Raw genomic sequence first — 22,801 nt, forward strand, 5'->3', positions numbered from 1 at the left:
AAAAGCCCGCCATAAATGGACTAACCCTACAAACAAAATCGGAATCCGTCCAATTCTAAGACGCTTTACACCGCGTTATTATATTGTTTATGCAGAACGTATTTAATGTTGAATTTTTATATTGTAATACCCGCACATAATGAAGCCGATTCTATTGGGCTAACCTTAGAATCTTTATGTAAGCAAACGCTTTTACCAAAAAAAGTTGTTATCGTTAACGATCATTCTACAGATAACACCAGAATAGTCGTAGAAGCTTATATTGAAAAACACCCATGGATTTCCATAGTAAACGTACAATCCTCAGACAAACATTTACCGGGTTCAAAAATAATTAATGCCTTTTATAAAGGTTACGACACTTTAGATGAAGATTACGACATCATGTGTAAATTCGATGCCGATTTAATCTTTCCAGAAAACTATTTAGAGACTATATCTAATCATTTTAATGCCAATTCAACTTTAGGGATGGCTGCTGGATTTTGTTATATTGAAAAGCATTCAAAATGGATTCTAGAAGACTTAACCAATAAAGATCATATTCGTGGCGCACTAAAAGCCTACAGAAAACAATGTTTCTTAGATATTGGTAAACTAAAACCTGCTATGGGTTGGGACACTATTGATGAGTTATTAGCCAAATTTAATCATTGGGAAATTCTTACAGACGAATCGCTTCATGTAAAACACCTAAAACCTACAGGTGCGAGTTACAATAAAGCTTCAAAATATATGCAAGGTGAAGCCATGTATAAAATGCGTTATGGATTTTCAATCACAGCGATTTCTGCTCTTAAACTAGCCATGAAGAAAAAGAATTTATCGCTTTTTAACGATTATATGTCGGGCTATTTTAAAGCTAAAAAAGAAAACACAGAACCTTTAGTATCTCCAGAACAAGGTGTATTTATTAGAAAAATACGCTGGAAAGGCATGCTGAAGAAGTTTGGAATGTAATTGATGGTTGATGAAAAATTAATCCCTTCTTATTTAACTAAAATCAATAGCCGTAATCTTTTTTTAATAGTGAGAACCTGAAACAAGTTCAGGTTGACTAAACCTCAACTTTAAGCAATAACCTATTTCGCTAAGTCATGCTTAATTCTTTTCGAAGACTCTGTTTATATAATATGCTTCTCGACTCCGCTCGAAGACCGTTATAATAATGTTTTGTTTTTTATAAGATATTACAAGAACAAGAATATATCCGAAGTTTATTCTAATAACGTTTTGTGTTCCATGGTGTTCGAGCGGAGTAGAGAACTAAAATTTATTTATGAGATACTATTTAATTCACACTATATGCTTCTCGACTACGCTCGAAGACCGTTATAATGATATTTTGTATTTTATATGATATTACAAAAACAAGAATATATCGGAAGTTTATTCTAATAACGTTTTGTGTTTCCATGGTGTTCGAGCGGAGTCGAGAACTAAAATCTAGATATGGGATACTATTTAATTCACACTATATACTTCTCGACTTCGCTCGAAGACCGTTATAATGATATTTTGTATTTTATATGATATTACAAAAACAAGAATATATCCGAAGTTTATTCTAATAACGTTTTGTGTTTCTATGGCGTTCGAGCCAAGTCGAGAACTAAATTCAATATATGCTTCTCGACTCCGCTCGAAGACCGTTATAATGATATTTTGTATTTTCATGGTGTTCGAGCGGAGTCGAGAACGCATCACACAAGGTGCTATCACACCATTTCAAAGCATAAAAAAACACCTCAACATATATGCTGAGGTGTTTTTGATTTATAAAGAAACTCTAAAATAATTTAAGAGTGACATATTTATTTTAAACTCGCTAAACTAGATTTTAAAGTCTCTATTTTAGCTAAAGCATCTGCTTCTTTCTTACGCTCGTTAGCAATTACTTGCTCAGGAGCTCCAGAAACAAAACGCTCGTTAGACAGTTTCTTTTGAACAGATTTCAAGAATCCTTCAGTATAATTTAATTCTTCAGAAAGCTTTTTAATTTCTGCTTCTACATCTATTGCGCCTTCCATAGGAATGAAATACTCATTAGATTTCACTCTAAAGGTTAATGCACCATCAACAGGTTCAGACACATATTCAATAGCTTCTAAGTTTCCTAATTTTGCAATTACGGCATCAAAAGCTGTGTTAGAGTTTTCATGATTAATTACAGAAAAACCTATGGCATCTTTAAATGCTATATTCTTGTCTTTACGCACTGTTCTAATTCCTGAAATCACTTCCGAAGCAAATTCAAATTGAGCAATTAAATCTGTATTGATAGGTTTAGCTTCTGGCCATTTCGCCACGATTAAGGCTTCTTCTGGCGTACGTTCAGCAATATATTGCCAAATATCTTCCGTTAAAAACGGCATAAATGGATGTAATATTTTAAGGTTATCTTCAAAAATAGACATCACCTTATTGTATGTTTTAGCATCGATTGGCTGTTGGTAAGCTGGCTTTACTATTTCTAATAACCAGCCACAGAAATCGTCGTAAATTAATTTATAAATACTCATTAAAGCATCACTTAAACGGTATTTACTAAAATGATCGTCAATATCAACTAAAGCAGCTTGAAATTTCGATTCGTACCAATCTAATGCAATTTTACTAGAAGCTGGCTGCTCTATAGCATCGCTTACTTCCCATAAATTAGTTAAATTAAATGCATTCCAAATTTTGTTACCAAATCCTTTTCCTTGTTGGCAAAGTGCTTCATCGAACATTAAATCGTTTCCGGCTGCACTACTCAATAATAATCCAACACGCACACCATCTGCACTATAATCGCTAATTAATTTTAAAGCATCTGGAGAGTTCCCTAGAGATTTACTCATTTTACGACGTTGTTTGTCGCGAACCAATCCGGTTAAATACACATTATTAAATGGTTTTTCGTCTTTATACTCATATCCTGCAATAATCATACGTGCTACCCAGAAAAACAAAATATCTGGACCTGTAACTAAATCGTTTGTTGGGTAGTAATACTTGATATCTTCATTTTCTGGATTACGAATCCCATCAAACACACTCATTGGCCATAACCAAGATGAGAACCACGTATCTAAAGCATCTGTATCTTGTGTTAAGTCTTCAGCTTTTAAATCGGTTTTTCCTGTTTTTTCTTGTGCTAATGTTACTGCGTTTTCAAGAGATTCTGCAACTACAAAATCTTCTTTTCCATCGCCGTAGAAATACGCAGGAATTTGTTGTCCCCATAATAACTGACGAGAAATATTCCAATCGCGGATATTTTCCATCCAGTGACGGTAGGTGTTTTCAAATTTCTTTGGGAATAATTTAATTTCAGCATCTTCGCCTAAAACAGCTTCGATTGCTGGCTTTACTAAATCTTCCATTTTTAAGAACCATTGATCGCTTAATCTTGGTTCGATAACGGCCTTGGTACGTTCAGACGTACCCACTTTATTTATATGCGTTTCCGTTTTTTCTAAAACACCTAAAGCGTCTAATGCTTTAGCAACTGTTTTTCTGGCTTCAAAACGATCTTGACCTTCAAACTGCAATCCAAAACTATTTAAAGTGGCATCTGCATTAAAGATATCAATCACTTCTAAACTGTGCTTATCTCCTAAATTTTTATCGTTTTCATCGTGTGCTGGTGTTACTTTTAAACACCCTGTTCCAAATTCTAAATCGACATATTCATCTTCAATAATAGGCACTACACGATTACATATTGGAACAATCGCTTTCTTCCCTTTTAAATGCGTAAAACGCTCATCGTTTGGATTAATACAAATTGCAGAATCTCCAAAAATGGTTTCTGGTCTAGTTGTTGCAATTGTTAACGTATCGTCGCTTCCTTCTATTTTATAATTGATATAATACAAGTTCCCTTGACGTTCTTCATGTATCACTTCTTCGTCAGACAAGGTTGTTTTCGCTTCCGGATCCCAGTTTACCATACGGTAACCACGGTAAATTAACCCTTTATTATGTAAATCGACAAACACTTTAATTACCGCTTCAGACATATCGTCGTCCATTGTAAATTTGGTTCTATCCCAATCGCAAGAACACCCTAATTTTTTAAGTTGCTCTAAAATTACACCACCATATTCGTGAGTCCACTCCCAGGCATGACCTAAAAATTCGTCGCGAGTTAAATCGTTTTTATCTATGCCTTGCTCTTTTAATTTAGCAACCACTTTCGCTTCTGTAGCAATAGATGCATGATCTGTTCCTGGTACCCAACATGCATTTTTACCTAATAAACGTGCACGACGCACTAACACATCTTGAATGGTATTATTTAACATGTGTCCCATGTGCAACACTCCGGTTACGTTTGGTGGCGGAATGACAATAGTATACGGTTCTCTTTCGTCTGGTGTAGAATGAAAATAATTGTTTTTCATCCAGTAATCGTACCATTTACTTTCTACTGAATTAGCATCATATTTTGAAGGAATATCCATCGGCATAATTTTGAATCTTTGTATTGCTTAAAATGAAATTAGTTAAACTCTAATAATTGTTATTTTATAACTACAATTTGGGTTTAAATAATCACTTTGGAATAGTTTTTGAATATAGGATGCAAAAGTACTTATATTTCTTTTGATGTGAAATTTTATTGTAAGTTTATAGAATTACAAACCTTAATATAATGTTAATGCTTTGGCTATACATCTAAAAATTTTGCATAATGAGTAAAAAGTATTTACGTTTACAACAAATATAAAATACAATATTATGAAACAACTTATAACTATTTTATTTATTGGATTATTAAGTTTCTCTATTCAGGCACAAGATAAGGTGGCAAAAATTGAGTTTAAATCTGATACTATCGACTACGGAACTATTGAAAAAGGAGCTGATGGTGTTCGTGTATTTGAATTTACAAACACTGGAGATGCACCGCTAATTGTTTCTAAAGTAACGTCTAGCTGTGGTTGTACAGTACCTAAAAAGCCGGAAGAACCAATTATGCCTGGTAAAACTGGAGAAATTTCTGTTAAATATGACACGAACCGTGTAATGCCTATTAGAAAAACAATAACAGTAATGTCTAATGCAGAAACACCAACTGTAGCTTTAAAAATAAAAGGTGAAGTTATAGATCCAAGTAAAGTAAACTAAGATCTGATTACAGATTCATTTTATTTCAATATACATAAACCTCTTGATTTTTTCAAGGGGTTTTTATTTTAGAGGAGATCTTAACCGGAACCTATATTCCCTAACAGATCCATTTCTATCTACCAAAACAGTAACCTCATCGCCTTCTTTTTCGTAAAACAGTCGGACAACCTCTTGCAATTTAAACTTATACGTATCTTTTTTATTGACTTGTAAAACCACATCCCCTTTTAACAACCCTGCTTCGGCTGCTGGAGAGCCTGCTCTTAGCTCTACAATTACAAATGCCGGTTTAATTAAATATTTATAAGTGGGTGTTAATCTAGCTTCATCATTTACATCTCTGTTAGACAATGCATTTAAAGAATAGGTCACATCTTCTTTAATCATTAATTCTCCACGATGTTCTATTTCTATACCACTTTTATTGTAGTTAAAATCGTCTTTAAAAAACTTGTTTTTCTTCAAGGTTAACCGTGCTCCTCTATAGTCTACCACCATATTAAAACGTTTCAAGACCTGTCCAGACACACTACCATTCCTATCTTTAAAACGTTTAGCTATTGCTACCGTAAGAGAATCCGGATACGCCACATTTACAGCTTTTAAGGTAAACGATTTTAAGTGTAGTTTATGTATTTTAGCGCGTTTACCATACACACTGCCGCTTAACCCTTTGCCTAGAAAATCATCGAAATAACGTTCACCTTCATACAATCCTAAATCGTCATCTTCAAAAAGCCATAAAGCATCGCTTCCTCCAGAATCTATTAGTAGTTTTACAGGAATTTTAGTGTCATTTACACTGACTTCTGCATTTAAATACGGCTTATTATTATAAAATTCGAGGTTTATTGTTTCACATTTTTTACAGTTCTTATATTTATAATACTTAGGATCATGTAATTTGAGGTGCTTAGATGAGTAATTTATTTCGACTATAAAATCTTTAAACAAGTCGAAACCTATAATACCATGAACGGGTACTCCCAATTGGGAGGTAAAATTTAAATTGGCATCATGTATGGCATACATGTCTTGGTTAAGACTAATTGCATTTCCTACTTTAAAAATATTGTTAGTCGATTTTGAGGCTTCATAAGATTCGCCTTCCCCCAAACCTCTTAAAAAAAAGGCTTCACTATTATAAATCTGCAACGTATCTTGTTCATGTAAAAAACTAAATACTATAGGTTTAGAAACTCCCGTATCTAAAATAAACGATAGTGAAACATCATTAATTTCAACAGGAATAATAATTAGATTATTAATGAGTTTAAACGGTACTTTTTCAAATTTTTTATCGTTTTGAAGTACAAACCTTGTTTGAGAAATTCCCAAAAGACATCCGCAATACAAAAAAATCAAAAAAAAGCATATTTTTTTCATGAATCTATAAAATTCTTATGCTCTAATTTACAAATTTATTTTATGATACCTTTAGTAGACCTTTTTAAAGAAAATTCCTCAACTTTGTATTTATAAATTTCAATACTATGCCAAAGATATCTAACAAAGGCCAAAACATGCCCGAATCTCCAATTCGTAAATTGGTTCCTTACTCTGAAAAAGCTTACAAAGCAGGAAAAAAAGTATACCATTTAAACATTGGACAACCAGATATTAAAACACCAGAAATTGCTCTAGAAGCAGTTAAAAACAATACCTTAAAAACCTTAGAATATTCGCGTTCTGAAGGGTCTGAAGAATACAGAACTAAGATCGCTAATTACTACCATAACAATAATATTGAGGTTAAACACAACGACATTATTGTAACTACAGGAGGAAGTGAAGCCTTACTTTTTACTTTTGGAAGTATTATGGATGTAGAAGATGAAATTATAATTCCTGAACCATTTTACGCTAATTATAACGGATTCTCTACAGCATCTGGAGTAAATGTAGTCCCTGTAATTTCTAAAATTGAAGATAATTTCGCTTTACCTCCAATTTCCGAATTCGAAAAATTAATTACACCTAAAACCAAAGCCATATTAATATGTAACCCTGGAAATCCAACAGGTTACTTATATTCTAAAGACGAAATTCTTCAGTTAGCAGATTTAGTTAAAAAACACGATTTGTTTTTAATTGCAGACGAAGTATATAGAGAGTTTACTTACGATGGAATTAAACATCATTCCATAATGGAAATAGAAGGTTTAGAAGAGTATGCCATCATGATTGATTCTGTATCTAAACGTTATAGTATGTGCGGAGCTAGAATTGGTTGTATGGTTTCTAAAAATAAATCTGTTATTACCACGGCCTTAAAATTTGCACAAGCAAGATTAAGTCCGCCAACTTTAGCACAAATAGCCAGTGAAGCTGCATTAGACACGCCACAAAGTTATTTTGACGAAGTAAAAACAGAATATTTAGGCCGTAGAAATACATTAATATCTGAGTTAGAAAAAATTGAAGGTGTTAAAATAGGCGTGCCAAAAGGTGCATTTTACTGTATTGTAGAACTACCTATTAAAAACTCCGATAATTTTGCAAAATGGCTTCTAGAAGACTTTAGTATAGACAATGAAACTGTAATGGTGGCTCCTGCTGCTGGGTTTTATTCTACTCCAGGTGTTGGGTTAAATCAAATTAGAATTGCCTACGTTTTAAACAAAGAGAGTTTAATTAAAGCTGTTCATTTATTAAAAGAAGCTTTAAAAGTTTATAAAGACTAGGCAGTGAATATAGAACACAATGTTTCTTTAAAACCATATAATACATTCGGGATAGAGGTTATTGCAAAACATTTTGTAATACTCCCTTCCCTTGAAGATATACACGAGGTTTTAGCACTTAAAGACTATCCTAAAAAATATATTTTAGGAGGCGGAAGTAATATTTTATTAACTCAAGATGTAGATGCGTTAGTTATACTTGTTAGAATAAAGGGTATTTCTATTATTTCTAAAACCGATGATACCGTTTTAGTAAAAGCTAATGCAGGAGAAAACTGGCATGAATTTGTGCTATGGACTTTAGAGCAAGATTTTGGTGGACTTGAAAACCTATCTTTAATTCCTGGTAATGTCGGCACCTCACCTATCCAAAACATCGGCGCTTATGGTATAGAGCTTAAAGACGTATTTGAATCTTGCGAAGCCATACATCTAGATACAAAAACCACAACCACTTTTTATAAAGAAGATTGTGAGTTTGGCTATAGAAATTCCATTTTTAAACAACATGCCAAAGGGCAGTATATAATTACTGCTGTGACCTTTAAACTGACGACCAAAAACCATAAATTAAACACAAATTATGGCGCTATTTTGGCTGAACTGAAAGCGATGAATGTTAGAGAACCTAGTATTCAGGACATTTCAAAAGCAGTAATATCTATCAGACAAAGTAAATTACCCGATCCTAAAAAGATTGGAAATAGCGGTAGTTTTTTCAAAAACCCAATAGTACCTAAGTCAGTGTATTTAGATATTTTAAATCAATTTCCAGAGGCACCAAGTTATCCTGTTTCCGAAACCGAGGTTAAAATTCCAGCCGGTTGGCTTATAGAAACCGCTGGATTTAAAGGAAAATGCTTAGGAAATTATGGTGTGCATAAAAATCAAGCCCTTGTATTAGTAAACTATGGAGGTGCTTCTGGAGCCGAAATTTTAAAACTTTCAGAGATAATTAAGCTAACGATAGCTCGTATTTTCAATATAACTATCGAATCGGAAGTTAATATCTTATAATTAACAATAATTTATATAACTTTGAGTTATTGCAACACATTGTAATGTAACAAATTAAAGGCTTATATTTTGATCGCACCTATTGAACAGGAAATTGTTGGGCTATTAAAGCATGGAGATAAAAAAGCTCTGAACTTGCTATACCATCATTATGCCGACACACTTCTTGGGGTAATTTCTAAGGTGATAACAGACGAAGATTTAGCACAAGACGTTCTACAAGAAAGTTTTATTAAAGTATGGAAAAAAGCTAAATCTTACGACCCGAGTAAAGCCAAATTATTTACTTGGTTATATAGAATTGCTTATAACACAGCAATAGATAAAGTAAGGTCGTTATCAAATAAAGAAAATAAAGAAGTCCAGATTGAAGTTTCTAACGTATATAAAATAACGGCAGAAGGTTTAAATCAAGATGTTATGGACATTAAAAAACACCTGAAGTCTTTAGATCCAAAGTACCAGATAGTACTTAATGCACTTTTCTTTGAAGGCATGACACAGCAGGAAGCTAGCGATGAATTAAATATTCCGCTAGGAACCATAAAATCGAGATTAAAAATAGGATTACGCGAATTAAAGAAAATTTACGATCCAGAATAAATTATAGTCATGAATGATAAAATAACTACATTTTTAAATTCTGATCTTTTAGAAAAATATATTACGGGAGATACAACTTCTAAAGAAACAGAATTAGTTGAAAATTACATCTCTAAATTTCCAGAGGTGGAACACGCTTACAATACTTTACAACACAATTTAGAGATTATTTCTAAGTATCACGCTGTTGAAGCGCCACGCTCTATTTTAAATAACGTATTAGAATCCTTAGATCAGGACAATCCAGTAATTCAATTACAAACACAGCCAAATACTCAAAAAGTTTGGTATAAATTTTCTATTGCAGCCAGTGTTGTTGCAGCACTTTTTGCTTGTGCTTCATTTATATTTTTTACTAAAAATTTAGAATTGAAAAGAGAAAACCAAGTTGTGGTAGATGAAATTTTTGATTTAAGAAGCGACATACAATTAAATAATCAGCGTTTAGATGATGTTATGTCCCAGTTTAAGCAATTAAATAATACTGAAACTCAGAGATATATCATAAAGGGAAATAACCGAGCTAAGAACTTAAAAACCGTTGCTTATATTAACCCTAAAGAAAAAACATCAATGATAGATGTTGTGTCTCTACCAGAATTACCAGAAGAGCAATGCTATCAAATTTGGGCAGAATTAAATGGTAAAATGGTAAACCTCGGCATATTAGACGAAACAGATAGGCAGTTAAAATCTATACCATACACAGAAAACGCATTAGGATTAAACATTACAATAGAACCTAAAGGAGGAAATACAAATGCTTCTTTAGAAAATTCTGTTGCAGAAATTTCTCTAAAAAGCAGAGAGTAATACCACATAAAGTAGCCACTTATTTGCCCCATTTTATTAAATAAAGTGGGGCTTACTTTTTTACTCTTTTCTTAAATTATAGTACATTTGCAAAACATAAAAATAGGTTTTCTAAAAACAACTTAGCTTAACCTATATATTAAACACACAGTTATGAAATTATTTCTTATAACATTAGCATTATTAGGACTTGGTATTGCCGGAATAGCAATAAAAATTTGGGCAAAAAAAGACGGTAAATTTGCTGGCACTTGTGCTAGTCAGAATCCTGTTTTAAACCAATCTGGTGAATCTTGTGGGTTTTGCGGTAAAACCCCAGAACAATACAAAGACTGTAGCGAACCTCAACACTCATAAGTCTACACATACACATGGTTGTACTTGACATTATTTTCTACAGTTTTGTAGCAATTGTCTTTATTCAGTTATTTTATTATTTAGTTTTTCTTAGAGCCTTTGCGTTTATAAAACCAAAGCCAGTACAACCGCAAGATTTTCCTGTATCTGTAGTTGTATGTGCAAAAAATGAGGAAGAGAATTTAAAACAGTTTTTACCTTCAATATTAAATCAAGATTACCCAAATTTTCAAGTAGTCTTAATTAATGATGCTTCTGCGGACGAAACGCTAAGTGTTATTGAAGAATTTGCAGAACAACACAGTTGTATTAAAATTGTTGATGTAAAAAATACTGAAGCCTTTTGGGCTAATAAAAAATACGCCTTAACATTAGGTATAAAAGCAGCGAAACACGATCATCTATTATTTATAGATGCAGATTGCAAACCAGTTTCTAATACTTGGATTTCGGAAATGACAGCAGGTTTTGAAACGGATAAATCTATTGTTTTAGGATATGGTGCCTATTCTAAAATTAAAAATTCTTTCCTTAATAAATTAATTAGGTTTGAAACTGTTTTAACAGCCTCTCAATATTTTTCTTATGCCAAAATGGGCATTCCGTATATGGGTGTTGGTCGTAATTTAGCATATACAAAATCATTGTTTTTTGAAGCTAATGGTTTTATAAATCATATGAATGTGCGTTCTGGAGACGACGATTTATTTGTAAACCAAATGGCTACTAGTAAAAATACGTCACTGTGTTATGCTACAGAAAGTTTTACAGAATCTGTACCTAAAAAAACAGTTGCTGCTTGGTTTAGGCAAAAACGTCGCCATGTTTCTAGCGCTAAATATTATAAAAAAGGGCATCAGTTTTTACTCGGTGTATTTTATATCTCTCAATTGTTATTTTGGGTTGTTGGAATCTTTTTACTTTCATTTTTATTCCATTGGGAAATAGTTGTCGGCTTATTTGCTTTACGCCTTTTAGTACAGTGGATTATTATCGGGCAAACGGCTAAAAAACTAAACGAATCCGATTTAGTAATACTTATCCCGCTGTTAGAAATTTTCATTATTCTAACACAATTAGTTATATTTATATCTAATAAGATATCAAAACCCCGTACTTGGAAGTAAAAAACGCCATACATAAAGCCAAAGCAAACGATCAAAAAGCATTTAATTTTTTGCTTCACACCTATTGGGACGACGTTTATGGATTTCAGTTAAAACGTATTGGTAACGAAAATGACGCCGAAGATATTACCATACAAACCTTCTCTAGAGCATTTGATAGAATTGAAACATATAATGACGAGTTTGTGTTTAAAACATGGTTAATTACCATTTCTAAAAATCTTCATATCGATTTACTTCGTAAAGAAAAGAGTTCCATTTCCAGGCAAATTTCTAATGAAGACGCCAACACAATTAATCAAGTTTTAGACGAATCGCCTTCTGCTGAAGATAAAATTATCACCGATCAGAATTTAGCAAAGCTTTTAAGAGACATAAAAAAACTAAAACCACATTACCAAGAGGTAATTAATCTAAGGTATTTTCAGGAGTTAACCTACAAAGAAATCTCTACAGAACTTAAGGAACCCATTAACAATGTAAAAGTTAAATTACTCCGTGCCAAAAAACTTCTTTCAGAAATTATTCAAAATGAATAGCTTCAGTTAAAGTTATCACTACAAAATTGCTTCGCTTCTTATAAAAAATGGTGTTTGTCATCCTTCGACTTTATAACACACTTTTAATTTTATACTTTGTATATTTGCCTATCGAAAAGAGAAAATTCATGAATACAGAAACAGATTCTAACATTCTACCTGCTCGTCAGCCAAAACCGAAATGGTTACGTGTAAAATTACCAACAGGTAAAAAATATACTGAACTAAGAAGTCTTGTAGATAAATATAGTTTAAATACCATTTGCACCTCTGGAAGTTGCCCTAACATGGGTGAATGCTGGGGAGAAGGTACAGCTACATTTATGATTTTAGGAAATGTGTGTACACGATCTTGTGGTTTTTGTGGTGTAAAAACCGGTAGACCGGAAACAGTAGATTGGGATGAACCTGAGAAAGTAGCACGTTCTATAAAATTAATGAAAATAAATCATGCCGTTCTTACTAGTGTAGATCGCGACGATTTAAAAGATATGGGAAGCATTATGTGGGCAGAAACTGTAAAAGCTGTGCGCCGTATGAATCCGAATACAACTTTAGAAACACTTATTCCAGACTTTCAAGGTGTAGAGCAACATATAGATCGTATTGTAGAAGTAGCTCCAGAAGTGGTTTCTCATAATATCGAAACAGTTAGACGTTTAACACGCGATGTTCGTATACAAGCTAAATACGACCGTAGTTTAAGTGTTTTAAAATATTTAAAATCTCAAGGACAACGCAGAACAAAATCTGGTATTATGCTAGGTCTTGGTGAAAAACGCGAAGAAGTTATTGAAACGCTTCACGATTTAAGAGCCAACGATGTAGATGTGGTTACTATCGGGCAATACTTACAACCAAGTAAAAAACATTTACCTGTACAACAGTTTATAACGCCAGACCAGTTTGCAGAGTACGAAAAAATTGGATTAGAATTAGGCTTTAGACATGTAGAAAGTAGTTCTTTAGTACGTTCTTCTTACAAAGCTCAGAAACACATTAACTAATGATTAATGTTGCCATAAATGGTTTTGGACGTATTGGACGTCGTGTATTTAGACTCCTACAAAACAACCCAAACATTAACGTGGTTGCTATTAACGATTTGGCAGATGCTTATACTTTAAGTCATCTGCTAAAATACGATAGCATTCATGGTGTATTACAAGATACCGTTACATACCAAGGCAATGATATAGTAGTGAACGATGTTCACATTCCTTTATTAAATATTAAACACCCAGAACAACTAAATTGGAAACCTTTCCATGTCGATTTTGTTATTGAATCTACAGGTAAATTTAAAACCAAAGACGTTTTACTACACCATATTAATAACGGAGCAAACCGTGTAATTTTAAGTGTACCTGCACCAGAAGACGATATTAAAACCATTGTTTTAGGTGTGAATGATCATTTAATAGATGGTACAGAAAAAATAATTTCAAACGCGTCTTGTACAACAAATAATGCTGCACCTATGATGTCTGTGATAAACGAACATTTTGGTATAGAACAAGCATATATTACAACCATACACTCCTACACTACAGATCAGAGTTTACACGATCAGCCTCATCGCGATTTACGTCGAGCACGTGCCGCAGGACAATCTATCGTACCTACAACTACTGGAGCAGCAAAAGCGTTAACTAGAATATTTCCAGATTTATCTGATGTTATTGGAGGCTGTGGTATTCGAGTGCCTGTTGCCAATGGATCACTTACCGATATTACCTTCAATATTAAAAAGACAGCCACTATAGAAGATGTAAACCGCGCTTTTAAGTCGGCTTCAGATACACATTTAAAATCTATTTTAGAATATACAGAAGATCCTATTGTTTCAATAGATATCGTTGGTAATTCGCATTCTTGTATTTTTGATGCTCAAATGACTTCTGTTATTGGGAATATGGTAAAAATTATTGGTTGGTACGATAATGAAACAGGATATTCAAGTAGAATTATCGATTTAATAGGTAAGTTGTCGGAAAAATAGTTACTTTTAGCGGATAAATACATCTACTCGCAAATAGAACCGTTATATGGCTAACATTAAATACTACACAGTAGGAATACTCTTTTTACTTAATTTCGGTATACATATACATGCTCAGGAAACTGTAAGCAACGATCCTGAAACCATTCAAAACACTATAGACTACCGTATAACTCAAGCGCAGTACGACTTAGACAACAATAATTACTACCCTGCTAAAAAGAAACTAGAAGAAGCTTTACAACTTGCAGAAGAGCTTGATAACAAAAAAAGCATCGGACTTATATACTCTAAAATTGGTAAATTAGAGCATATTATTGATGAAAACGATGAGGCTTTAAAAACCATTACAAAGGCAATTGAAGTCCAACGATTTTCTAAAGACAATGTAAATTTAGCCGATACTTATAAAACGCTAGGGAACATATACATGTCTTTAAATGAATATGACCAAGCCTTAACGTATTACATCTCTTCATTAACTTTGTTTGAACAAGAAGGCCTTTCAGAATTTGAAGCTGAAGTCCTTTTAAATCAAGGTAAAGCATACATAGAGCTTAAACAGTACAGAAAAGCAAGAGAACGTTTAGAAAAATCTTTAGCCTTAACGCAACGCTACGATTTAAAGAAAATTAGAAGTAGTGCCTTAATTTATCAAGCAAGAGTATACTATTTTTTAAACGAAAATGAAGAAGCTTTAAATTTAGGAAATCAAGGAATTCAAATTGCCGAAATTAATAACTTCACAGATGTTTTAAATCATGGGTATTTAATTTTAAGCGAATTAAACGAGAAGTTAGGTAATTATCAGCTTTCTACTCAATTTTTAAAAAACCACATTACATTATCTAAAAAATTATTAGAGATAAAACACCAAAATCTATCTCCAGAGAAACGTGCTAAATTTATTTTAGATAATCAAACCGAATACCAGAAAGAAAAAGAAGCCGATTTAGAAAAACTAAAAGTCGATAAAAGCTTAAATAAATTAGCAACCATTTTAAGTATTGCTTTAATTACAATTCTATCCCTTTTAACGCTGTCTCTTTACAAAAACAACAACATTAGGTTGAAGACCAATAATATGTTGCATAAAAAGAATGCAGAATTAATTCTCGCTAAAGAAAAAGCAGAACTAGCATCTAAAACCAAAGCAAACTTTCTCTCTACCGTAACACACGAGCTAAGAACACCATTATATGCTGTTACAGGTTTAACTAATATGTTATTAGACGAGAACCCAAAACCCAACCAGATACAGCACTTAAAATCGCTTAAATTTTCAGGAGATTATCTTTTAACCTTTATTAATGATATTCTTCAAATTAATAAAATTGAAGCCAATAAAGTAGATATAGAATACGAAGTTTTCGACCTAAGAAGAAAAATAACAGATGTTATTTCAGCCTTAAAAAACTCGGCTACAGATAATGGTGTAGAAATTCATTTTGAATACGACATGAATATTCCGCTACACTTTAAAGCAGATCAAATTAAATTATCTCAAATCTTGATTAATTTAATCGGAAACTCGATAAAATTCACCAAAGACGGAGACATTTGGGTTCGTGTAATTAAAGTTAACGAAACACCAGATGGCATCTTTAATTTGAAATTTGAAGTTGAAGATAACGGGATTGGGATTACTCCAGAAAAACAAAAACACATGTTTGAAAGTTTCTCCCAAGGCTCTATTCAGATTAATAGAAAGTATGGAGGAACCGGACTTGGCCTTTCTATAGTAAAAGGATTAATAGATATTTTAAATGGGAAAATTTACCTTAAAAGTGAATTAAATAAAGGAACAACCTTCTTTTTTGAAATCCCTTTAAAATATACTACCGAAGAAGTTCCAACAGAACAAAACAAAAATTACTTTAAAGATGTTACAGCTAACGAATTAAGTAATATTAAAATTTTAGTGGTTGAAGACAACAAGATTAACCAAATGATTACAAACAAGATTCTGACCAAAATGAAGCTAAATTGCGACATTGTAGATAATGGTGAAGAAGCTGTAGATATGGTTAAAAACAATCACTACGATGTTGTTTTAATGGATATACACATGCCAGGAATAAGTGGTATTGAAGCCACTAAAATTATTAGAACCTTCGATAGAGAGTTAAACATCTTTGCATTAACAGCTGTTACTATTGAAGATAAAATGAAGGAATTTGAAGAAGCTGGATTTGACGATATTATCTCTAAACCATTTAAGCAAGAAGATTTCGAGAAGAAATTATTTAATGCTGTAATTGGAAATAAAGATGCTAAAAGTTAATAAGATGCAACATAAGATTTCACTAATTTATCAAAATCAGCTGCACGGTCTATAACCGCTTCTATACTTAAATAAAACACTTTATCGTCTAAATACTCAAACTGATTTAACCTCATAAAATCTTTTTCTGTAGTTAAAATACACGTTTTTTGCTTGAAGGTTTCCAGTTCATCTGCTGTAAAATCATGATGATCTTTAAAATTTAAATGATCAAACACCATATCTTTACCTTTTAAATAATCGACTAGTGGAGTTGGATTAGCAATACCAGTTACCAATGTAAAACGGGGCACATCTTGTAAATCCATTTGCTTTGTTTTAGACACCACATAATCTGCATATTTTATGGTACTAAAAAACACGTGTTGCTCTGTTTTCGGAGCTATAGCAGTAATGATATCTGCTTTTTCCGATTCAGAAATACTATTTGGGCATTTGGTAACTACAATAACATTTGCACGACTAGCACCACTTTTTGGTTCTCTTAAATTACCTGTTGGCAACACTATATCTGACGTGTAAAGATTAGAATACGTGGTAAGCAAAATATTAAATCCGGCTTGTACCTTTCGGTGTTGGTAAGCATCATCTAACAATACCACGTCTGGTTTAAGTTGCAAAGCCATTAATTGGGCAATACCTTCTCTCCTATCCGCATCAACAGCTACGGTAATTTGATTTTTATATTTCGAATAAAACTGAAAAGGTTCATCTCCTAAAATATCGGCCGTTACACCTTCTTTTCCTATTTGAAACCCTTCACTCTTACGTTTATAACCACGACTTAAAGTCGCCACTTGAGTATCATCTTTTAGTAACCGTATTAAATATTCAATCATTGGTGTTTTTCCTGTACCACCAACGCTTAAATTACCAACACATATCACAGGAAAACGGTAAGATGTAGATTTTAAAATACCTAAATCGAATAATTTATTTCGTAGCCAAGTAATACAAAAATATATAGGCACCACAGGAAAGAAGATGTAACGTAATAATTTCATTGTAACGAAAGTAAATATTTTATCTTTGTTTTAAACCTAATACCATAAATATTATGATTGTTCAAGACGTTATAAATCATCTTGAAGATTTTGCACCACTAAATTATGCCGAAGATTTCGATAATGTTGGCTTATTGGTAGGCGATAAAACGAATACCTTAACTGGTATTTTAGTCACTTTAGACACTTTAGAAACAGTAGTAGACGAAGCTATTGCAAACCACTGTAATCTTATTGTTAGTTTCCATCCCATAATTTTTAAAGGCTTAAAAAAATTGACAGGACAAACCTATGTAGAGCGCGTAGTATTAAAAGCCATAAAACACAATATTTCAATTTATGCTATTCATACGGCTTTAGATAATCATATTGAAGGTGTAAATGCAATGATTTGCAATCAGCTACAACTCGTAAACACCTCTATTTTAATTCCGCAAAATAATACCATAAAAAAACTAACAACCTTTGTTCCGAAAACAGAAGCAAATACATTACGTCAGGCTTTATTTGATGCTGGTGCTGGGCAAATAGGAAATTATTCAGATTGTAGTTTTAATTTAGAAGGTACGGGAACGTTTAATCCAGACCAAAATGCCAATCCAACAATAGGCACAAAAGGTGAAGTTCATTTTGAAGACGAAACTCAAATTTCTGTAACCTTTGCAAAACATTTAGAAAGTAAAATTTTAAAAGCTTTATTTAACACCCATTCTTATGAAGAGGTCGCTTACGAAATTATAACACTCGAAAATAAAAATCAGCACATTGGTATTGGAATGGTAGGAGAATTTGAATCTGAAATGAGTGAAACAGAATTTCTGTCGTTTTTAAAGACCAAAATGAACACAGCTTGTATACGCCACAGTGCTTTACTGGGCAAACCCATAAAAAAAATCGCTGTTTTAGGGGGCTCTGGAAGCTTTGCGATATCGCAAGCGAAACGTGCTGGAGTTGATGCCTTTATAACGGCCGACTTAAAGTATCACGATTTTTTTTCAGCCGAAAACGAGTTAATTTTAGCCGATATTGGACATTTTGAAAGTGAACAGTTTACAAAAAATGGTTTAGTAGCCCATCTTACAAAAAAAATCACTAATTTTGCAATCGTTTTATCAAAGACCGATACAAACCCTGTTAAGTATTTTTAAAGTATGGCAAAAAGTAAAGAAGTAACTGTAGAAGAACGTTTAAGAGCTTTATACGATCTACAACTTGTCGATTCTAGAATCGATGAAATTAGAAACGTTCGAGGAGAACTACCTTTAGAGGTACGTGATTTAGAAGATGAAGTTGCTGGACTACACACAAGACTTGAGAAATTAGACACTAGTCTAGAAACTTTAGATGAAGAAATTAAATCTAAAAAGAATTTAATTGAAGAAGCTAAATCTTTAATTAAAAAATACAGTGCACAACTAAAAAATGTAAGTAATAACAGAGAGTATAACTCACTTACTAAAGAAGTTGAATTTCAAGAATTAGAAATTCAATTAGCAGAAAAACACATCAATGAGTTCAAAGCTCAAATCGAGCTAAAGAAAGACGTTATTTCTCAGACTAAAGAACGTTCTAAAGAACGCCAAGCACACCTTAAGCACAAGAAAAGTGAATTAGATGCTATCTTAGCTGAAACTGAAAAAGAAGAATTAGCATTAATTAAGAAGTCTGAAGAATACAAAACGTTAATTGAAGAGCGTTTAGTAAAAGCATACGTTAGAATTCGTAGTAATGTAAAAAACGGATTAGCAGTTGTTGCCATTGAAAGAGGTGCTTCTGGAGGATCTTTCTTTACTATTCCACCACAAATTCAAATGGAAATAGCTTCTCGTAAAAAGATTATTACCGACGAGCACAGTGGAAGAATTTTAGTTGATGAAGCATTAGCTACAGAACAAAAGGAAAAAATGGATAAGCTTTTTGCTAAATTCTAATTACTCCTTATACTATATTAAAAACCGTCTAAAACATGTTTTAGACGGTTTTTTTTATGCATTTTTTCAAAACCATTCATCAGGACACATAAAAAAGGGCATCTATAAATAGACACCCTTTTTAAATGAACAACGCGATGCTGTTTATTTTTTAGCTATAGTAGTTTCAATTATGTTTTGAGCTTCTTTAGCGTTTGTAGCTTTTGCATAATCTAAAGCAGTATATCCTTTGTTGCATTTAACTTTTAAGTTTGCACCTTTAGAAATTAAAAGTTGAAGAATTTCTGCTCTGTTATATTTAGCTGCATACATTGCTGGAGTTAATCCGTTAGATTTTTGATTTACATTTTCACCGTTAGCAATTAATTTTTTAACGATTTCTGTATCTCCTTTTGCAATAGATGTACATAGTAAATTAACCATTGGTTTATTTACAGTTACTGTTAAAGGGTTAGTGTTTGTATTTGAAATAAAATTAGAAGCTTGAACGTTTGTAGTTACAGTTCCTAATGCGATTGTGATAATAAATAATAGAGTTCTCATAATTACGACATTTTTAATAAAATTGAATATTTTTATATATTTAATAATATATGTCAAATTTAATGAGAATATCATATTTTAATATTCATTTTAACAAAATATTAACATTTGTAAAAGTAGATTTATCAACCTTTAAACAAAAGTAGCATAACACTAATAAAACTACGATATTTTAAGACTTTTAATACCATAAAGCACCTTAAAACCAGTTAATATTACAGAATTAAAACAACGTTTTTCCTACAAATTAACACCTATTTTAACATTTTATTATTTTAATGTAAAATCTAAGATAAGAACCATAAAAAAGACATATAACACATTGGTTTTTATAAAAATAGATGAAACAATACCACAATAAAAAAGCGGCTATATATTAAATATAACCGCTTGTAAACTATACATAATTCTTACAGAATTATTTTTTTATCAATGCTGCCTCAATAATATGCTGTGCATCGGTTGCATTAGTTGCTTTTGCATAATCTAATGCTGTATACCCTAAATCACATTTCGACTTTAAATTTGCACCTCTAGAAATTAAATAATTTAAGATATCTACCCTATTGTATTTAGCGGCATACATGGCAGGTGTTAGTCCGTTAGACTTCTTATTTACATCTTCGCCACTTTCAATTAATTTTTTAACGATTTCTGTATTTCCTTTAGCAATAGATGTACACAATAAATTTACATCGTATACAGAAGTTGTAATTTCTATAGATTCTGAATGATTTGATAAACTAACTGTAGCAGCTTGAACATTTGGAGCAGATACTCCCATAGCGATTGTGATAATGTATAATAGATTTTTCATAATTAAAATGTTTTAAAAATTTAGATATTTGTGTGTACTGATGTGATTACGATTAAATGGATAGCACTCCATTGTCACTCCAATTGATTACATACGACCTTTTTATTACATTTTAGATTACTTACTCCTTTTAAGACTGAAGCTGATGACGTTTCAGAATAATTTGTGATGATTTTTGTCATGATGAAAGTTTTTTAAATATTTTCGATTGTATTATAAAGACGAGGTCATATAGCTATTTGTTACAGTTAAATATTAAAATAACCTTAGATTAATCATTTGGAAACAAAATTGTTAAAATTGTATTAAAGACATTTCCACTAAAACGATGTAGTGAAAAAATGTTCATAAAAAGCACGAATAGCTTGATTTTGTAACCCAAATAATTCCCGAAAGACATTTTAAACTTTTATCTTTACGTACTAAATAAAATCTATTATGAATAAAAAAGTCATCTTAATGATACTAGATGGTTGGGGTAAGTCTCCAGACCCAAAAGTATCGGCTATAGACAATGCCAACACGCCTTTCATTGATTCTTTATATACTAAATACCCAAGTGCACAGTTAAGGACAGATGGAGAAAATGTAGGTTTGCCAGAAGGACAAATGGGAAACAGTGAGGTTGGACATATGAATTTAGGTGCCGGACGAATTGTATACCAAGATTTAGTGAAAATTAATTTAGCTGTAAAAGACAAAACTCTTGGACAAGAGAAAGTCTTAGCAGATGCTTTTAAATATGCTAAAGACAATGACAAGCCTGTTCACTTTTTAGGACTATTAAGTACTGGTGGTGTGCATTCGCATATTAAACATTTATTCGGATTATTAGATGCTGCAAATGAAGCAGATTTAAAAAAGGTTTTTGTACACGGTTTTACAGATGGACGTGACGTAGATCCTAAATCGGGATTAAGTTTCGTGAATCAATTAGAAGATCATATAGAAGGAACTCCTGCAGAAATAGCATCTATCACAGGGCGTTACTATGCCATGGATAGAGATAAGCGTTGGGAACGTGTTAAGCTTGCTTACGACGCTATGGTTAACGGAGAAGGTGAACACAGCACAAATGTTGGAGAATCCATCTCTAAAAACTATAAAAACGATGTTACAGATGAATTTATTAAACCTATTATTCACTGTGATGAAAACGGAAAACCTTTAGGAAATATTGAAGCTGGAGATGTTGTTATATTCTTCAATTTTAGAACAGACAGAGGTCGTGAACTTACCGAAGTATTATCTCAAAGCGATAATCACGAACAAAACATGCATAAGCTTGACTTATACTATGTTACACTTACAAATTACGATGAAAACTTTAAAAACATAAAAGTTGTTTTTAATAAAGATAATTTGAAAGATACACTAGGAGAAGTCTTATCTAGAAACCATAAGAAACAAATCCGTATAGCAGAAACAGAAAAATACCCACACGTTACATTTTTCTTCTCTGGCGGACAAGAAGAACCTTTTGAAGGGGAATCTAGAATTTTAAAAAACTCTCCAAAAGTAGCCACTTACGATTTACAACCAGAAATGAGTGCTTTTGAATTAAAAGATGCATTGGTTCCTGAATTAGAAAAAGGAGATGTAGATTTTGTATGTTTAAACTTTGCTAACGGAGATATGGTTGGACATACAGGTGTAATGGCCGCTGCTATTAAAGCCTGTGAAGCTGTAGATGCTTGCGTAAAAGATGTTGTAACTACGGCTTTAGCTAACGGTTATACAACTTTACTCATTGCAGATCACGGAAATTGTGAAACCATGATTAATCCAGACGGATCGCCAAACACTGCGCACACTACAAATCCAGTGCCTTTAATTTTAATAGACAATGACTTAAAACACATTAAAGATGGTGTATTAGGAGACATGGCACCAACTATTTTAAAATTAATCGGAGTTCCACAACCTGAAGCCATGACAAGGCATTCTTTAATAGATTAA

20 protein-coding genes and 1 pseudogene are annotated in these 22,801 nt (G+C 32.4%); 16 read left to right on the forward strand and 5 right to left on the reverse strand.

From position 1 onward, the window contains the following. Nucleotides 1-106 (forward strand): annotated as a pseudogene (locus tag AST99_RS18705) (methyltransferase); the annotation flags it as partial. Between the two features lie 2 nt (nt 107-108). Then, nucleotides 109-960, forward strand: coding sequence for a glycosyltransferase family 2 protein (locus tag AST99_RS06610; RefSeq protein ID WP_057780614.1), 852 nt, complete (start codon nt 109-111; stop codon nt 958-960). A gap of 854 nt (nt 961-1,814) precedes the next feature. Here AST99_RS06610 and AST99_RS06615 read toward each other — a convergent pair. Then, nucleotides 1,815-4,451: a valine--tRNA ligase gene (locus tag AST99_RS06615; RefSeq protein ID WP_057780468.1), complete on the reverse strand. Its 2,637-nt coding sequence runs from the start codon at nt 4,449-4,451 to the stop codon at nt 1,815-1,817. Between the two features lie 277 nt (nt 4,452-4,728). Between AST99_RS06615 and AST99_RS06620 the strand changes: the two genes are divergently transcribed. After that, nucleotides 4,729-5,118, forward strand: a complete 390-nt coding sequence (locus AST99_RS06620) for a DUF1573 domain-containing protein (RefSeq protein ID WP_057780470.1) — start codon at nt 4,729-4,731, stop codon at nt 5,116-5,118. A 63-nt stretch (nt 5,119-5,181) separates the two neighbouring features. Here AST99_RS06620 and AST99_RS06625 read toward each other — a convergent pair whose 3' ends face one another. After that, on the reverse strand, nt 5,182-6,459 hold the full coding sequence (locus AST99_RS06625; protein WP_232301592.1) for a PDZ domain-containing protein: 1,278 nt from the start codon (nt 6,457-6,459) through the stop codon (nt 5,182-5,184). Nucleotides 6,460-6,614: 155 nt separating this feature from the next. Here AST99_RS06625 and AST99_RS06630 point away from each other — a divergent pair, with 155 nt between their 5' ends. From AST99_RS06630 to AST99_RS06675, 10 genes are all read left to right on the forward strand, one after another. Further along, nucleotides 6,615-7,805, forward strand: a complete 1,191-nt coding sequence (locus AST99_RS06630) for a pyridoxal phosphate-dependent aminotransferase (protein ID WP_057780474.1) — start codon at nt 6,615-6,617, stop codon at nt 7,803-7,805. A gap of 3 nt (nt 7,806-7,808) precedes the next feature. After that, nucleotides 7,809-8,822, forward strand: coding sequence for a UDP-N-acetylmuramate dehydrogenase (murB, locus tag AST99_RS06635; RefSeq protein ID WP_057780476.1), 1,014 nt, complete (start codon nt 7,809-7,811; stop codon nt 8,820-8,822). 69 nt (nt 8,823-8,891) lie between these two features. Continuing rightward, the gene (locus AST99_RS06640; RefSeq protein WP_057780478.1) at nt 8,892-9,425 is read left to right on the forward strand and encodes an RNA polymerase sigma factor; all 534 of its coding nucleotides are present in this window, start codon (nt 8,892-8,894) and stop codon (nt 9,423-9,425) included. A 9-nt stretch (nt 9,426-9,434) separates the two neighbouring features. Further along, entirely contained in the window at nt 9,435-10,238 is an 804-nt protein-coding gene (locus AST99_RS06645) for an anti-sigma factor (protein WP_057780480.1), read from the forward strand. A 153-nt stretch (nt 10,239-10,391) separates the two neighbouring features. Continuing rightward, complete coding sequence (locus AST99_RS06650) at nt 10,392-10,595, forward strand: hypothetical protein (protein WP_057780481.1); 204 nt, start codon at nt 10,392-10,394, stop codon at nt 10,593-10,595. Nucleotides 10,596-10,609: 14 nt separating this feature from the next. Further along, complete coding sequence (locus AST99_RS06655; protein ID WP_057780484.1) at nt 10,610-11,722, forward strand: glycosyltransferase; 1,113 nt, start codon at nt 10,610-10,612, stop codon at nt 11,720-11,722. Beyond that, nucleotides 11,713-12,261, forward strand: a complete 549-nt coding sequence (locus AST99_RS06660; RefSeq protein ID WP_057780486.1) for an RNA polymerase sigma factor — start codon at nt 11,713-11,715, stop codon at nt 12,259-12,261. The genes AST99_RS06655 and AST99_RS06660 overlap by 10 nt, the downstream gene beginning before the upstream one ends. A gap of 128 nt (nt 12,262-12,389) precedes the next feature. Next, the gene (lipA, locus tag AST99_RS06665) at nt 12,390-13,268 is read left to right on the forward strand and encodes a lipoyl synthase (RefSeq protein WP_057780488.1); all 879 of its coding nucleotides are present in this window, start codon (nt 12,390-12,392) and stop codon (nt 13,266-13,268) included. Next, nucleotides 13,268-14,263, forward strand: coding sequence for a type I glyceraldehyde-3-phosphate dehydrogenase (gene gap, locus AST99_RS06670; RefSeq protein WP_057780490.1), 996 nt, complete (start codon nt 13,268-13,270; stop codon nt 14,261-14,263). The genes lipA and gap overlap by 1 nt, the downstream gene beginning before the upstream one ends. A 46-nt stretch (nt 14,264-14,309) precedes the next feature. Further along, nucleotides 14,310-16,547: a tetratricopeptide repeat-containing hybrid sensor histidine kinase/response regulator gene (locus AST99_RS06675; RefSeq protein ID WP_057780492.1), complete on the forward strand. Its 2,238-nt coding sequence runs from the start codon at nt 14,310-14,312 to the stop codon at nt 16,545-16,547. Here the strand turns inward: AST99_RS06675 and lpxK are convergent. Then, nucleotides 16,544-17,551: a tetraacyldisaccharide 4'-kinase gene (lpxK, locus tag AST99_RS06680; protein ID WP_057780494.1), complete on the reverse strand. Its 1,008-nt coding sequence runs from the start codon at nt 17,549-17,551 to the stop codon at nt 16,544-16,546. The genes AST99_RS06675 and lpxK overlap by 4 nt on opposite strands. A 53-nt stretch (nt 17,552-17,604) precedes the next feature. Here lpxK and AST99_RS06685 point away from each other — a divergent pair, with 53 nt between their 5' ends. After that, on the forward strand, nt 17,605-18,699 hold the full coding sequence (locus tag AST99_RS06685; protein ID WP_057780496.1) for a Nif3-like dinuclear metal center hexameric protein: 1,095 nt from the start codon (nt 17,605-17,607) through the stop codon (nt 18,697-18,699). A gap of 3 nt (nt 18,700-18,702) precedes the next feature. Next, a complete protein-coding gene (locus AST99_RS06690; RefSeq protein ID WP_057780498.1) occupies nt 18,703-19,482 on the forward strand; it encodes a zinc ribbon domain-containing protein in 780 nt (259 codons plus the stop codon). A gap of 144 nt (nt 19,483-19,626) precedes the next feature. Here the strand turns inward: AST99_RS06690 and AST99_RS06695 are convergent, their stop codons facing one another. Together AST99_RS06695 and AST99_RS06700 are read right to left on the reverse strand one after the other, a co-directional pair. Next, entirely contained in the window at nt 19,627-20,025 is a 399-nt protein-coding gene (locus AST99_RS06695; protein WP_057780500.1) for an ankyrin repeat domain-containing protein, read from the reverse strand. A gap of 418 nt (nt 20,026-20,443) precedes the next feature. After that, complete coding sequence (locus tag AST99_RS06700) at nt 20,444-20,842, reverse strand: ankyrin repeat domain-containing protein (protein ID WP_057780501.1); 399 nt, start codon at nt 20,840-20,842, stop codon at nt 20,444-20,446. Nucleotides 20,843-21,280: 438 nt separating this feature from the next. On the opposite strand from AST99_RS06700, the gene gpmI reads away from it, so the two are divergent. Further along, nucleotides 21,281-22,801: a 2,3-bisphosphoglycerate-independent phosphoglycerate mutase gene (gene gpmI / locus AST99_RS06705; RefSeq protein WP_057780503.1), complete on the forward strand. Its 1,521-nt coding sequence runs from the start codon at nt 21,281-21,283 to the stop codon at nt 22,799-22,801.

This window comes from Formosa algae, assembly GCF_001439665.1.
GTDB classification, from domain to species: Bacteria; Bacteroidota; Bacteroidia; order Flavobacteriales; family Flavobacteriaceae; genus Formosa; species Formosa algae.

Excerpts from the sequence above, each read along its gene's own strand:
- AST99_RS06615 (WP_057780468.1), bottom strand. The coding sequence starts at position 4,451 with ATGGATATTCCTTCAAAATATGATGCTAATTCAGTAGAAAGTAAATGG.
- lpxK (WP_057780494.1), bottom strand. The coding sequence starts at position 17,551 with ATGAAATTATTACGTTACATCTTCTTTCCTGTGGTGCCTATATATTTT.
- AST99_RS06700 (WP_057780501.1), bottom strand. The coding sequence starts at position 20,842 with ATGAAAAATCTATTATACATTATCACAATCGCTATGGGAGTATCTGCT.
- lipA (WP_057780488.1), top strand. The coding sequence starts at position 12,390 with ATGAATACAGAAACAGATTCTAACATTCTACCTGCTCGTCAGCCAAAA.
- AST99_RS06645 (WP_057780480.1), top strand. The coding sequence starts at position 9,435 with ATGAATGATAAAATAACTACATTTTTAAATTCTGATCTTTTAGAAAAA.
- AST99_RS06620 (WP_057780470.1), top strand. The coding sequence starts at position 4,729 with ATGAAACAACTTATAACTATTTTATTTATTGGATTATTAAGTTTCTCT.
- AST99_RS06650 (WP_057780481.1), top strand. The coding sequence starts at position 10,392 with ATGAAATTATTTCTTATAACATTAGCATTATTAGGACTTGGTATTGCC.
- AST99_RS06690 (WP_057780498.1), top strand. The coding sequence starts at position 18,703 with ATGGCAAAAAGTAAAGAAGTAACTGTAGAAGAACGTTTAAGAGCTTTA.
- AST99_RS06655 (WP_057780484.1), top strand. The coding sequence starts at position 10,610 with ATGGTTGTACTTGACATTATTTTCTACAGTTTTGTAGCAATTGTCTTT.
- AST99_RS06630 (WP_057780474.1), top strand. The coding sequence starts at position 6,615 with ATGCCAAAGATATCTAACAAAGGCCAAAACATGCCCGAATCTCCAATT.
- gpmI (WP_057780503.1), top strand. The coding sequence starts at position 21,281 with ATGAATAAAAAAGTCATCTTAATGATACTAGATGGTTGGGGTAAGTCT.
- gap (WP_057780490.1), top strand. The coding sequence starts at position 13,268 with ATGATTAATGTTGCCATAAATGGTTTTGGACGTATTGGACGTCGTGTA.
- AST99_RS06695 (WP_057780500.1), bottom strand. The coding sequence starts at position 20,025 with ATGAGAACTCTATTATTTATTATCACAATCGCATTAGGAACTGTAACT.
- AST99_RS06685 (WP_057780496.1), top strand. The coding sequence starts at position 17,605 with ATGATTGTTCAAGACGTTATAAATCATCTTGAAGATTTTGCACCACTA.
- AST99_RS06675 (WP_057780492.1), top strand. The coding sequence starts at position 14,310 with ATGGCTAACATTAAATACTACACAGTAGGAATACTCTTTTTACTTAAT.